Annotated in this window: 13 protein-coding genes and 1 tRNA gene; 8 read left to right on the top strand and 6 right to left on the bottom strand. The window is 68.6% G+C overall.

From position 1 onward, the window contains the following. Nucleotides 1–37: 37 nt before the first annotated feature. The 5 genes from AC1DQP_RS00905 to trxA all read right to left on the bottom strand — a co-directional run bounded on the left by AC1DQP_RS00905 (nucleotide 38) and on the right by trxA (nucleotide 5,711). Entirely contained in the window at nucleotides 38–781 is a 744-nt protein-coding gene (locus AC1DQP_RS00905) for a hypothetical protein (RefSeq protein WP_457318913.1), read from the bottom strand. Between the two features lie 24 nt (nucleotides 782–805). Then, nucleotides 806–1,285, bottom strand: coding sequence for a DUF4442 domain-containing protein (locus AC1DQP_RS00900; RefSeq protein WP_256775895.1), 480 nt, complete (start codon nucleotides 1,283–1,285; stop codon nucleotides 806–808). A gap of 68 nt (nucleotides 1,286–1,353) precedes the next feature. After that, on the bottom strand, nucleotides 1,354–2,979 hold the full coding sequence (locus AC1DQP_RS00895; protein ID WP_457318914.1) for a CHASE2 domain-containing protein: 1,626 nt from the start codon (nucleotides 2,977–2,979) through the stop codon (nucleotides 1,354–1,356). Beyond that, nucleotides 2,976–4,640: a FecR family protein gene (locus AC1DQP_RS00890; RefSeq protein WP_478050955.1), complete on the bottom strand. Its 1,665-nt coding sequence runs from the start codon at nucleotides 4,638–4,640 to the stop codon at nucleotides 2,976–2,978. The genes AC1DQP_RS00895 and AC1DQP_RS00890 overlap by 4 nt, the downstream gene beginning before the upstream one ends. Nucleotides 4,641–4,853: 213 nt before the next feature. Then, nucleotides 4,854–5,711, bottom strand: coding sequence for a thioredoxin (trxA, locus tag AC1DQP_RS00885; protein WP_457318916.1), 858 nt, complete (start codon nucleotides 5,709–5,711; stop codon nucleotides 4,854–4,856). Between the two features lie 130 nt (nucleotides 5,712–5,841). Between trxA and AC1DQP_RS00880 the strand changes: the two genes are divergently transcribed. Then, on the top strand, nucleotides 5,842–6,459 hold the full coding sequence (locus AC1DQP_RS00880; protein WP_457322018.1) for a DUF998 domain-containing protein: 618 nt from the start codon (nucleotides 5,842–5,844) through the stop codon (nucleotides 6,457–6,459). Between the two features lie 13 nt (nucleotides 6,460–6,472). Here the strand turns inward: AC1DQP_RS00880 and AC1DQP_RS00875 are convergent, their stop codons facing one another. Beyond that, the gene (locus AC1DQP_RS00875; RefSeq protein WP_478050954.1) at nucleotides 6,473–6,775 is read right to left on the bottom strand and encodes a hypothetical protein; all 303 of its coding nucleotides are present in this window, start codon (nucleotides 6,773–6,775) and stop codon (nucleotides 6,473–6,475) included. Between the two features lie 250 nt (nucleotides 6,776–7,025). Between AC1DQP_RS00875 and leuS the strand changes: the two genes are divergently transcribed. From leuS to AC1DQP_RS00840, 7 genes are all read left to right on the top strand, one after another. Next, the gene (gene leuS / locus AC1DQP_RS00870) at nucleotides 7,026–9,665 is read left to right on the top strand and encodes a leucine--tRNA ligase (RefSeq protein WP_478050953.1); all 2,640 of its coding nucleotides are present in this window, start codon (nucleotides 7,026–7,028) and stop codon (nucleotides 9,663–9,665) included. Nucleotides 9,666–9,756: 91 nt separating this feature from the next. Next, entirely contained in the window at nucleotides 9,757–10,365 is a 609-nt protein-coding gene (locus tag AC1DQP_RS00865; protein ID WP_457318753.1) for an LPS-assembly lipoprotein LptE, read from the top strand. Nucleotides 10,366–10,394: 29 nt separating this feature from the next. Further along, complete coding sequence (holA, locus tag AC1DQP_RS00860; RefSeq protein ID WP_457318755.1) at nucleotides 10,395–11,432, top strand: DNA polymerase III subunit delta; 1,038 nt, start codon at nucleotides 10,395–10,397, stop codon at nucleotides 11,430–11,432. A 5-nt stretch (nucleotides 11,433–11,437) separates the two neighbouring features. After that, the gene (nadD, locus tag AC1DQP_RS00855) at nucleotides 11,438–12,103 is read left to right on the top strand and encodes a nicotinate-nucleotide adenylyltransferase (RefSeq protein ID WP_457318757.1); all 666 of its coding nucleotides are present in this window, start codon (nucleotides 11,438–11,440) and stop codon (nucleotides 12,101–12,103) included. A 97-nt stretch (nucleotides 12,104–12,200) separates the two neighbouring features. Next, a complete protein-coding gene (gene rsfS, locus AC1DQP_RS00850) occupies nucleotides 12,201–12,602 on the top strand; it encodes a ribosome silencing factor (protein WP_256775905.1) in 402 nt (133 codons plus the stop codon). 83 nt (nucleotides 12,603–12,685) lie between these two features. Further along, on the top strand, nucleotides 12,686–13,156 hold the full coding sequence (gene rlmH / locus AC1DQP_RS00845) for a 23S rRNA (pseudouridine(1915)-N(3))-methyltransferase RlmH (protein WP_457318760.1): 471 nt from the start codon (nucleotides 12,686–12,688) through the stop codon (nucleotides 13,154–13,156). Nucleotides 13,157–13,237: 81 nt separating this feature from the next. Then, nucleotides 13,238–13,314, top strand: a tRNA-Asn gene (locus AC1DQP_RS00840). Nucleotides 13,315–13,354 lie beyond the last annotated feature (40 nt).

Genomic DNA, 13,354 nt, shown 5'->3' with positions numbered 1-13,354 from the left:
ATGACGTCGGCGCCACGCGGGCGCCGGGCGTCCGTGGCTAGGGCAACGGTTGAAACGCTGCCCCATCACCAATGCTGTTCAGTGTCCAGCGTTTGGCCGACGGTAGCGCTTCCCACTGCACCTGGTCGCGGTCGTCTTCGATGCTGCCATGCGCGCGGCGCAGCTTGCCGGTGGAATAGTTGATGCTCAGCGCCTCGGTTTCCCCGGCGTTGCGCATCAGCGACTGGCTGTCGTAACCGATCAGCGCGAAGGCCTGGTCCTGCCAGCGGAAGGTAAAGGTCGTCGAGCCGGTGGACCAGCTGCCGGCGTTGGAGAAGAAATACAGCTGCACCTGCAACGTGCCGCGCACGATCGATACGCCGCCGGAACCGTCCTCGAATACATCGGACATGTTCGGGTATTCGTGGCGTGGGATGAGGGTGTGGTTCTGCGCTGCCAGCGCATAGCTGCCGTCCGGGTTGGACCATGCGACGGCAAGCAGGCGTGGATTGCTGTCCAGCGGGCTGATGCCCAAGCCCTCATGCTCGACCACGTTGTGCCGGTCCTGCTGACGCAGCACCAGCACCAGGTCGGCGCGCTTGTCCGCGTTGAGGTCGCCGTCCAGGCGCTGTTCGATGCGCCACCCGTCTGGAACGAAGCCTTCAGCACTGCTGGCGACAGTCGGCAGACGCGGATACGCCACCGGCGGAACCTCCAGGGCCAGCGCAGGCATGGGCAGGCACAGCAGGGGCAGGGCAGCAGACAGCAGGCGCATGAGGTCGTCGGTGAAACGCAGGGGCACCGAGAATAGCAACCACGTGCCGGATCAACCCTTGCTGTCGGGCGCCTTGGGGCTGCGCGCGTCAGGCTTGAGCCGCAGGTAGACCTGCTTGCGCACGCGTGCGACCACCTCGCCCTGCGCATCGAGGATGTCGTTGCTGAACCAGTGCAGGTACTTCTCGCCACCGGCGGTCGCCGCGCGCAGCTGGTCGAGCAGTGCATCATCCAGGCGGAACTCGGCCGTCACCGTGCCACGACCGGGCTTGATGAACTCGATGGCACCGGCGCGGTCCCATACGTAGTAATCGCGGCCCAGGTTCTGCATCACGGTAAGCATCCAGAACGGATCGGTCATCGCAAACAGGCTGCCGCCGAAATGGGTGCCCACGTAGTTGCGGTTCCACGGGCGCATGCGCAGTTCGACGCGCACGTGGCGGTAGTCGTCGCTGACCTCGGTGACGTGGATGCCGGTAAACAGGAATGGCGGCCACAGGTTGATGCCATGGCGGAAAACGGTGGCCTTCATCGGGACGGGCTACGCAGGGGAAGGTGGCCGGAGTCTAACATTCGCCTGCGTATGGTGTGCGCGTGGGCTCAGCCGCCGTCATCGGCCGCATAGCCGTCGCGGCCTGCCGCCTTGGCCCGGTACAGCGCCGCATCGGCGCCTTCAAAGTAATGGCGCGGCTCGCTGTCGCTGGCAGGTACGCGGGTAAAGATGCCCACGGTCAGGGTGATCTGCAGGGTCTGCCCCGGCCCGGCCGGGACCTCCATGGCCCGCGTCCGCGCCAGCAGATCCTCGACCACCTGCACGGCGCCCTCGGCGCTGGTGTCGGGCAGGATCAGGGCGAACTCGTCACCGCCGAAGCGGGCGGCCATATCGCGCGGGCGGCGTGCATGGGCGCCGATTTCGCCGGCGATCTGGCGCAGCACACTGTCCCCGGCATGGTGGCCGTAGAGATCGTTGTGGTGTTTGAAATGATCCACGTCGATCAGCACCAGGCTGAGCGGGCGGCCACTCCGGCGGCCGGCCTCGTGTTCCTGCTGCAGGGTCTGCTCGAAGCGCAGCCGGTTGCCCAGCCCGGTCAGTGCATCGCTGTTGGCCTGGCGTCGCCATGCGCTGATGCGCCACAGCACCCAGGCGGCAATCACCGCGAGCATGCCGGTGAGTGCGGCGGCCGGGGCGAACCACACGTTGCCGGCACGCAGCGCCACGAAACTGATCAGCAGGGTAACGGGCAGGGCGAGCAGGGCGCTGGCCGCCGCCCGCGGCAGGGTCAGGCCGAGGCAGCACAGCGCCACCAGCACCCCGCTGAGCAGGTCCTGCCACAGCGTGGGCAGCAGCCGGATGACCTTGTCATCGAGCAGCATCGAGGCCACGTTGGCCTGGTATTCGCTGCCGCTCATCCAATGCTCGCGGGTGGTCGGGGTGAGCAGGCGCGGGGCGATGCCGCTGGCGGTCATGCCGACCAGCACCCGCCGCCCATGCAGCAGTGCCGGATCGACCTCGCCGTTGAGCACGTCCACGTAGGACACCTGCGGGAAGGTCTCCGGTGGGCCGGCGTAACGCACGCGCACGTAGTGGTTGCGGCGCCACTGGTAGGGCGAAAACTGCGCCGGATCGGGATCGCGCAGGCCCGGCAGCGGGCCGGGCGTGTCGGCYAGCGCCAGCCCCAGGGCCGGCCAGTGCGGTGAGCCGATCCCGGCGGTGAGGTACAGTCCACGCGCGACGCCATCGGCATCCACTTCGACGTCGCTGTGGCCGAGCGTGGCCGCGTTGGCGGCAATCAGCGGGATCGGCAGCAGTTCCTCGGCCATGCGTGGGCCACTGGCCGGGGCGGCCAATACCGGCAACACGACATGCCCGTTGCGGCGGATCGCCGCGGCCAGGTCGGCGTCCTGCGCCGCATCCTGGCGGTCCGGTTCGGACAGCATCAGATCCAGCACCACCCGCGCGCTGCCGGCTTGGGTGAGACGGTCCAGCAGTTGGGCGTGGGTGGCGCGTGGCCACGGCCATTGGCCGATCTGCTGCAGGCTGTTGTCGTCGATCGCCACGATCAGCAGGCGTGGGTCGGGACGGTATTCCCAACGGCCGACGTAAGCGTCGTACACCGCTTCATCCTGCTGCCAGAACCACTGCAAATGACTGGCCGCCGCCGCCAGCGCGCCGACCAGGGTCGACAGCACGATGCGTTGCGGCCAGGACAGCAGCAGGGGTTTCACAGCAGCAACCACAACAGCAGCGCGCCGCCGCCAGCGCCATAGCAGGTACGGCAGGGCAATTTGATCTGCTGCGCCGGCGAGAACGGGCCGGCGTAGCCATCGTCGTCGATGTACTGCACGCGCACGTGCAGGGCACCGTGCCACGGACGTTTGAGCGAGACCTCGGGTTGATCGACGTCGCGGTCCAGCAGCGGCTGGGCGAAATCGCCCTTGCGGTCCAGCTGCACGCGATAGCGCTGGCCGGGCGCGCCGGCCTGCCAGCGCAGCGTCAACTGGCCCTTGGCGGCCTGCGGCGGCTGAAGTGCCGGATCGACCGGGGCATCACTGAGGGTGAGCGCCACCGTTTGGCCGAAACGGCCGCGGTGGCCGGCGGCATCGCGCGACGCCACGCGCCAGAAATAGGCGCCCGGCGCCAGCGCCTGGGTCGGGCGCAGATGGGTGCCGCGGCTCTCCTGCTCCAGCACCGGTTCGAGGAACTGCGCATCGCGCGCGATCTGCAGCACGGTGGCCTCGGCGTCGCTGACCTGGCTCCATTCGAATCGCGGCCGCGCGCTGTTGACGGTTTCCTGGTTGACCGGGCGCACCGTCAACGGGGCCACCGGCTGGTCGGGCACCACGAAGTCGCGCTCGGCATCCAGGCCTTCCACGCCATCGGCACTGACCGCGCGCACCAGCAGGCGCAGCTCGCCCGGGGGCAGGTCGGGTACGGTCAGGGTGGTGGCGGCAGTGTCCCGGGCGAACAGCAGGATCTCCGGCTGGTCGGCACGGACCACCTCGACCCGGTACTGAGCGGCGCTACTCACCGCCGACCATGACAGCTGCGCCGGCAGCGGATCCAGGTGCAGCCGCGCGGGGTCCAGCACCGGTCGGGGCAGCAGGGCTTCCACGTCGCCCGGACGTGCATCGGCGGACATGCTGCGGCTTGCCTGGCCACGCGTGACCAGGCGCTGGCCGCGGCGATTGCCGACCTGCACCTTGCCTTCGATCACCTCGGTGGACGCGTTATGGGTGGCATCGCCCGCGCTGACCCGGAACACCGTGCCGCGCACGCTGCTGGTCGCACTGGGGGCGTCGATGATGTACCGCGACGCCGGGCCCTTGGCCGGCGTCACCCGGCTGCTGGTGCGGCCCTGTTCCAGGCGCAGGCGTGTATCGACCATGCCGGTGCGACCGTAGCGGCTCAGCTGGTCCAGGCGCAGGTGCGAGTTCTCGCGCAGTTGCAGCCGCGAGGCATCGGCGAAGGCGATGGTGACACTGGCGTCGGCGCCGGTGACCAGTTGCTGGCCGATCGTCAGCAGCTCACCTTCGATGACCGCACGCAGCGTCGTCCGACCGGCATCGCCAACCTGGACCCGGCCGCGGACGGCCAGCACACGCGCCGGCGCAGGTTGCACGGCCAGCCAGGGGATGGGAAAGCGCAGCTGGGTGCCCGGCGGCAGGCGATACGGATCGGCCACGTGGTTGTGCGCCTGCAACTTTTCCCAGGGCACCGACGGTTTGAGATAGCGCGCGCCGAGGTCCCACAGGGTGTCACCCGGACGGACCCGGTAGGTCCAGTCCTGGGCCAACACGGGCAGGGCGGTCAACAGCAGGGCCGCCAGCATCAGCAGGCGGCCGCTCAGGGAGGGAACGTGTGGCAAGCGCATCGAACTCACGGTCATCTGGCCCAGCAGGGCGGGGCGTAGCCCTGCGACCCCGATGGGCCCAGACCTCATCCCCCCGAATGAATCGCGACGTCCAATACGCCGCGCCGGCATTATTGCCCGGGCGTCGTGCAGGGTTTCTGAACGTGACCGGGATCACGCCCAGGACACGTGGAATCCGTTAGAAGTCGGTGTCGCATCCGGCATCTCCCGGGCGACACCGCGCCGGGATCAGAACAGCAGCGAGGCCATGCGCCGGCGGTAGCGGCCGATCAGGTCATCGTCCCCGATCACCTTGAAGGCATCGATCAGCAGCTTGCGCGGCAGGCCTTCGGCGAAACCGCGGTCGCGGCGCAGCATCTCCAGGAAATGCTCCAGCGCGGCCTCGTCCTGCCCGCCCAGCAGCAGCTGCACACCGCGCAGGTGGCGGGCCTGCAGGTCATCGCCGTTGGCAGCAATGCATGCGTCCAGCACCTCAGGCGCGGGCGCATCCTGCAGGGCAATCGCGAAATCCAGACGCGCACGGGCGCGCACCGCACGGTCGTCGGTGGCCAGGTTGGCGGGCAGCGCGTCGATCAGCGTGCTGGCTTCGGCGCTGGCGCCGGTCTGCAGCAGGGCCAGGGCGAGGTCCAGCTTGAGTTCGTCCTTGTCCGGCTCGGCGGCGATCGCAGCACGCAGCACATCCACCTGGGCCTGGGGATCCAGCGGCTCCGGTTCGGCCACCGCCTCGGTGACCGGCTCGGCCGGGGTAACCCCGTGCTGGGTCAGGAACTCGCGGATCTGGCCTTCCGGCAGCGCGCCGGGGAAGCCGTCGACCAACTGGCCGCCCTTGACCAGGAACACCGTCGGCACCGAGCGGATCTGGAAGGCGGCCGCGATCTGCTGCTCCTGGTCCACATCGACCTTGGCCAGCTCGAATGCGCCGTGGTATTCGCCAGCCAGCTTTTCCAGCATCGGGCCGAGTGTTTTGCAGGGCTCGCACCAGGGAGCCCAGAAATCCACCAGCACCGGCGTCTGCAGGGACTTCTGCAGGACCTCGGCTTCGAAGGTGGCGGTGGTGGCGTCGAAGACGTGCGGCAATTCGCTCATGGTCGGCAATCAACGAGTAAAGATGTACGCAGTGTATGGGTGCGCCGGTTGCGGGACGCAACCCCGACGCACGGGATCGGCGCAAACCGGTGACAATGCGCGGCGTTCCCTTGGGCCCAGGCAGACCTTCATGCACATTTCACCCCGTATCGATCGCGGCATCGGCGCGCTTGCCGCGTTTGTGTTCGTTGTGGCGGTCGCCGGCTTCGGTGCGGCGCTGCCGGGGTACCGCGCGCTGTCGCATCCGGTAGCGCTGCTGGGCGCAACCGGGGTGCCGCATGCGCAGGCGTTCAATTGGCTGGCGCTGGTGCTGCCGGGGGCGTTGGCCTGCGGCGTGGCGCTGCGCCTGCTGCGGCGGGTGCCGCGCACGGCGCCCTGGACGCTGCGCGTGGGCGTCCAGTTGCTTGTGCTGGCCGGGGCCGGCTTCGCCGCGATGGGGCTGCTATCGCTGGATGCCAGCGATATCGAAAGCCCGGCCAGCCAGTTCCACGCCAGTGCGTGGATGGTGTGGGTGCTGGCATTCGCGCCGGGCACACTGCTGTATGGGCTGGGTGCGCTGCGCGTGCCGGGCTGGCGCGCGCAGGCGTTCCTGCACCTCGGCTGCGCGGCGGGGATGGTGCTGGCCGCGTTCGTGCTGCAGGCATGGATGCCGGCGCCGCTGGCGCAGCGGCTGGCCTTCGCCGTCTGGGCGATGTGGCTGGTGGCGGCGCTACCGGTAGCGTTGCGCAAGGTGCGGGGCGCGATTTAGCGCCCCGCTGGTTTCAGTCTTCGTGGCACTGAAGGGTGAAGCCGGCCGTTGGATGGTCCCGACGGATCAGCACAATGGCCTGGTTGGTGGCATCGGTGCCATCGGCCGCCTCCACCGGGTACATCCCGAAACTTCCGTCATCGAGCGTGTAGGCACAATTGAAGCTGGCGGCATGGGCCGAAGCAACCCCGCCGATGGCCATGCCGACGGCAAGAGCCGCCTGAGCAATGCGCTGCATGATGTGTATCTCCTTGATCGGCTCCGAAAGGGCGGCCTTGGCCGTGCAGGGCCGGGAGCCGGGCAACCCCTGCGCCACAAGGCTGCTGCAGGCGGCGGTCGGCCCGGGATAGGGAATCTCCTGTGTCCTTGGCGGGAAAAGCCGCGTTCCAGTCTGAGGTTCTTACCGTGCGGGCGCCCCTGGCACGGCGTCCCGCCCCCCCCGATCAGCGCACCGTGGGGCTTGCGCCGGCGGGAGAGCGAGGCGGGCCGGGCGTTCCGGTGCTCGATTGGAGCGCCTTGCCGCACTGCGGTATCCTCTCCCGCTTTGCCGCCGCACTAGCGTTTCCATGACCAGCGTCGAACCCAACGTTTACGATCCGCAGCAGGTTGAATCCGCCGCCCAGAAGTTCTGGGATGCCACGCGTGCCTTCGAGGTCACCGAGACCTCGGACAAGCCGAAGTACTACTGCCTCTCGATGCTGCCGTACCCGTCCGGTGCGCTGCACATGGGCCACGTGCGCAACTACACGATCGGCGACGTGATCAGCCGCTACAAGCGGATGACCGGGTACAACGTGCTGCAGCCCATGGGCTGGGACGCGTTCGGCCTGCCGGCCGAGAACGCGGCGATCAAGAACAAGACCGCACCGGCCAAGTGGACCTACGCCAACATCGAGCACATGCGTGGCCAGTTCAAGTCCATGGGCTATGCGATCAACTGGTCGCGTGAGTTCGCCACGTGCACGCCGGAGTACTACGTGCACGAGCAGCGCATGTTCACCCGGCTGATGCGCAAGGGCCTGGCCTACCGCCGCAATGCGGTGGTCAACTGGGACCCGGTCGACCAGACCGTGCTGGCCAACGAGCAGGTCATCGACGGCCGCGGCTGGCGCTCGGGCGCCCTGGTGGAAAAGCGCGAGATTCCGCAGTGGTTCCTGCGCATCACCGATTACGCCCAGGAACTGCTGGACGGCCTGGATGAACTGCCGGGCTGGCCCGATTCGGTCAAGACCATGCAGCGCAACTGGATCGGCCGCTCCGAAGGGCTGGAAATCCAGTTCGACGTGCGCGATGCCGACGGCAGCGCGCTGGATCCGCTGCGCGTGTTCACCACCCGTCCGGACACCGTGATGGGCGTGACCTTCGTGTCGATCGCCGGCGAGCACCCGCTGGCCCAGCATGCGGCCAAGACCAATCCCGCGCTGGCCGCGCTGCTGGCCGAGATGAAGCAGGGCGGCGTGTCCGAAGCCGAACTGGAGACCCAGGAAAAGCGTGGCATGGATACCGGCCTGCGCGCCGTGCATCCGGTCACCGGCGCCCAGGTGCCGGTGTGGGTGGCCAACTTCGTGCTGATGGGCTATGGCACCGGCGCGGTGATGGCCGTGCCCGGCCACGACCAGCGCGACAACGAATTCGCCAACAAGTACGGACTGCCGATCCGGCAGGTCATCGCGCTGAAGACGCCGCGCAAGGACGAGGTGGCCTACGACGCCACCCGCTGGCAGGACTGGTACGGCGACAAGACCCGCGATACCGAGCTGGTCAACTCCGAAGAGTTCGATGGCCTGGACTTCCAGGGTGCCTTCGAAGCCCTGGCCGAGCGTTTCGAACGCAAGGCCCAGGGCCAGCGCCGCGTCAACTACCGCCTGCGCGACTGGGGCGTGAGCCGCCAGCGGTACTGGGGCTGCCCGATCCCGGTGATCTACTGCCCCAAGTGCGGCGCGTTGCCGGTGCCCGAAGAACAGCTGCCGGTGGTGCTGCCGGAAAACGTCAATTTCGTCGGCACCGGTTCGCCGATCAAGGCCGACCCGGAATGGCGCAAGACCACCTGCCCGGACTGCGGCGGCGCGGCCGAGCGCGAGACCGACACCTTCGACACCTTCATGGAGTCGAGCTGGTACTACGCGCGCTACACCTCGCCCGGCGCCCGCGATGCGGTCGACAAGCGCGGCAACTACTGGCTGCCGGTGGACCAGTACATCGGTGGCATCGAGCACGCGATCCTGCACCTGATGTACTTCCGTTTCTTCCACAAGCTGCTGCGTGATGCGCGGATGGTGGACAGCAACGAACCGGCGCAGAACCTGCTGTGCCAGGGCATGGTGATCGCGGAAACCTATTACCGGCCCAACCCGGATGGCTCCAAGGACTGGATCAACCCGGCCGACGTGGACGTGCAGCGCGACGAGCGCGGCCGCATCACCGGCGCCACCCTGATCGCCGACGGCCAGCCGGTGGTGATCGGCGGTACCGAGAAGATGTCCAAGTCGAAGAACAACGGCGTGGATCCGCAGGCGATGGTGGGCAAGTACGGGGCCGACACCGTGCGCCTGTTCTCGATGTTCGCCGCGCCGCCGGAACAGTCGCTGGAGTGGAACGAAGCCGGCGTGGACGGCATGGCCCGCTTCCTGCGCCGCTTGTGGGCCCAGGTGCAGAAGCATGCCGCCGAGGGCGTCGCCCCGGCGCTGGACGTGGCTGCACTGAGCGCCGAGCAGAAGGTACTGCGTCGCAAGACCCATGAAACCATCGGCAAGGTCAGTGACGACTATGGTCGCCGCCACAGCTTCAACACCGCCATTGCCGCGGTGATGGAACTGATGAACGCCCTGGCCAAGTTCGACGATGTCAGCGAGCAGGGCCGCGCGGTCCGCCAGGAAGCGCTGCAGGCCACCGTGCTGCTGCTCAACCCGATCACCCCGCATGCCAGCCATGCGTTGTGGCAGGTGCTGGGCCATGGCGAGACGCTGCTGGAAGACCAGGTGTTCCCGCAATCCGATCCGGCCGCGCTGGTGCGCGACGCGGTGACGCTGGCGGTGCAGGTCAACGGCAAGCTGCGCGGCACCATCGAGGTGGCCGCCGACGCCGCGCGCGACCAGATCGAAGCGCTGGGCCTGGCCGAGCCGAACGCGGCCAAGTTCCTGGACGGCCTGACCGTGCGCAAGATCATCATCGTGCCCGGCAAGATCGTGAACATCGTGGCCGCCTGACCGCGGCCGTCTGTCTCAAGTCACGTTCACGCGGCATCGGGCATCTTCTATGCCTGTTGCCGCGCCCGCCCGGCTCCCCCAGACTGTGCCCATGACCCGATTCCTGCTTGCCCTCGTTCTGACCGCGACCCTCGCCGGGTGTGGCTTCCATATGCGCAACAAGCTGATGCTGCCGGCCGACACCGCCGCGGTGCAGGTGGTCTCCAGCGCCCCCTACAGCGAACTGGCCAAGCTGCTGCGTCGCGGGCTGCAGGCGTCGGGCGCGCAGGTCGCCGAGCCGGACAGCGCCGCCGAACCGGGCAGCACCGGCAAGGTCGCGCAGCTGCAGGTGATGTCCGAGCGTTGGGGTGATCTGCCGATCGCCATCGATGCACAGGGCCGCGCCCAGGAATACAGCCTGCGCTACGCGGTGATCTTCAAGTTCCTGCGTGAGGATGGCAGCGAGCTGGTGCCGCAGCAGGTGATCGAGCTCTCGCGCGATTACGTGTCGCCGCCCACCGACGCCACCGGTACCACCACCGAGCGCGAAATCCTGGCCGACGAACTGCGTCGTGAGATGTCGGCGTCGATCATGCGTCGTATCGACAGCGTGGTGCGGGCCGAGATGGAAGGCCGCGTGCCGGCCAAGCCGGCCGCCCCGGCCACCGCACCGGTCGAACCGCCGGTGCCGCCGCCGGCCGCCCCCACCCAGGGGCACTGACCGGTCCGCCCGCGGACCGGCGCGCCAGGATGGAACTGCGACCCGAACAACTCGCCAGTCAACCGGCCAGCCAGGGGCTGTCACCGGTTTACCTGATCGCCGGTCCGGAAACCCTGCGCGTCCTCGAAGCGGCCGATGCGGTGCGTGCCCGCGCGCGTGCCGATGGCATCGACGAGCGTGAGGTGTTCGATGCCGATGGCCGCGATTTCGATTGGGACCAGGTCGGTGCCAGTTTCAATGCGCCCAGCCTGTTCAGCGCCCGCCGGCTGATGGAGCTGCGCCTGCCCAGCGGCAAGCCGGGCAAGGACGGCGCCGAGGTGATCAGCCAGTTCTGCGCCAACCCGGCGCCGGACGTGATCCTGATGATCACCTGCAACGAATGGAGCAAGGCCCACCAGGGCAAGTGGGCCGAGGCGGTCAATCGCGTCGGCGTGCTGTCGGTGGCCTGGGCGATCAAGCCGCATGAACTGCCCGACTGGATCGAGCGCCGCCTGCGCGCCAAGGGCCTGCGTGCCGAGCCGGCCGCGGTGCAGCGCCTGGCCGAGCGGGTGGAAGGCAATCTGCTGGCCGCCGCGCAGGAGATCGACAAGCTGGCGCTGCTGGCCGCCGGCCAGACCCTGGACGTGCAGACGATGGAGTCGCTGGTTGCCGATGCGGCCCGTTACGACGTCTTCCGCCTGCTCGAAGCCAGTTTCTCCGGGCAGCCGGCGGCGGTGCTGAGGATGCTGGCCGGGCTGCGCGGGGAGGGTGAAGCGGTGGCCGCCTTGATGCCGATGGTGATCCGCGAGCTGCTGTCCACCGCCGGACTGGCGCGGGTGCAGGCGCGTGGCGGAAACGTGGCCGCAGAGATGAAGAGCCGTGGCATCTGGGAATCGCGCCAGGCCCCGTTCAAGCGCGCCCTGCAGCGTCATCCCGAGCCCAGGCGCTGGGACCGTTTCGTGGCCGAGGCCGGGCTGGTCGACCGCATGGCCAAGGGGCGCGCCGACGGCGATCCCTGGCTGGGCGTGGAACGCCTGCTGCTGGCGGTGTCCGAAGCCCGCGCGGTGCGCCTGCTGGCCCGCGCCTGAGCGGCATGGGCCTGCGCATCCATTACGGCGGCACCTTCGATCCGGTGCATCTGGGGCACCTGGCCATCGCCCGCGCCGCGCGCGACCAGCTGCAGGTCGCCGTGCGCCTGCTGCCAGCCGCCGACCCGCCCCACCGCGCCCCACCGGGTGCCGATGCTGAACAACGCGCCCACATGCTGGCCCTGGCGATCGGCGAGGAGCCGGGCCTGCTGCTGGATCGCCGCGAGCTGGCGCGGGCGGCACGCCAGCCGGGGGTACCGTCCTACAGCGTGGACACCCTGCGCGAACTGCGCGCCGAGCTGGGCCCGCACCAGCCCCTGGCCTGGCTGGTCGGCGCCGACAGCCTGCTTGGCCTGACCGGCTGGCATGAGTGGGAGGCACTGTTCGGGCTGGCCCACTTCATCGTTGCCGACCGTCCCGGCAGCCCGCTGGAGAAGGACCTGCCGCCGGCCCTGGCCACCGCGCTGGAGGGCCGCTGGGCCCGCCACGAACGCGAGCTGCTGGGCGCGCCGGCCGGGCGCGTGCTGCGGCTGCAGGCCCCGTTGCGCGAGGAATCGGCCAGTGCGGTACGCCAGCGGATCGCGACCGGCGGCGACTGGCGGGCGCTGCTGCCGGCGGTGGTGGCCGACTACATCGCCGAGCGCGGCCTGTACGGCGCCCCTTCACCGTGAATACGCTCGGGCGCCCGGGCCCGTATAATCGGCCCCACATTTATCGAGTCCACCCGCTTTGAGCAACCAAGCCCAGCCCCAGACCATCAAGGTCCAAATGCCGAATCCGGCGCCGTCCACCCTCCAGCTGCTGGAGTGCGTGCGCAAGGCCACCGAAGAACTGAAGGCCAAGGATCTCGTCGAAATCGACGTGATCGGCAAGTCCAGCGTCGCCGATTACATGGTGATCGCCTCGGGCACCTCCAGCCGGCACGTGAAGTCGATTGCCGATGAGGTGGTCAAGTTCGCCAAGCAGCTGGGCATGATGCCGCTGGGCGTGGAAGGCGAGCGCGAAGCCGAGTGGGTGCTGGTCGATCTGGGCGACGTGGTGGTGCATGTGATGCTGCCGCGCGTGCGCGAGTTCTACGCGCTGGAGCGTCTGTGGACGGTCGGCGATCAGCCGCCGAGCCTGCTCGACGACGCTGATGAAGGCGACGAGTACAACCACGACGCGCGCTGAGCGCTCGCGTTGGAGTCACGATGACGGCGCCGATGGCGCCGTTGTCATTTCAACGGCATCGCCCCGATGCCGGGAGAGTGCAGATGAAGGCCAGGTTGATCGCCACCGGCGAGCGCGCCCCTGCGTGGGTGGCGCAGGGATTTGCCGAGTACCAGAAGCGCCTTTCGCACTGGTTGCCGTTCGAGCTGGTGGAGATCGAGCCGGGCCTGCGCGGCAAGGGCCGCGATGCGCGCCGTGCCACCGATGAGGAGGGCAAGCGGGTGATCGCGGCATTGCCGAAGAATGCCTACGTGGTGGCGCTGGACGTGCCGGGTCGGCAGCTCAGTTCGGAGCAGCTGGCGCAGCGTCTGGAGCACTGGCGCGGGCAGGGCAGGGACCTGGCGTTCCTGATCGGCGGGCCGGAAGGACATTCGTCGGAGGTATCGGCACTGGCCGACGAGAAGTGGTCGATCGGTCCGCTGACGCTGCCGCACATGCTGGTGCGGCTGGTGGTGGCCGAGCAGCTGTACCGCGCGGCGGCGATGCTGGCCAACCATCCGTATCACCGGGCCTGATCGCACGCGTTGCAACCTGTGTGAAGAATTTCGCGGGAAACGGGTTACATCCTGTAAAAAACGGGCTACAATGCGCACCCCGCCCGAATAGCTCAGCCGGTTAGAGCACTTGACTGTTAATCAGGGGGTCGTTGGTTCGAGTCCAACTTCGGGCGCCAAGTTTTAAAAGCCTCGCAGCGATGCGCCTCGCAGCGATGC

The organism is Stenotrophomonas sp. P5_A8 (assembly GCF_056400545.1).
This window is presented reverse-complemented; position numbering and strand designations above follow the sequence as displayed.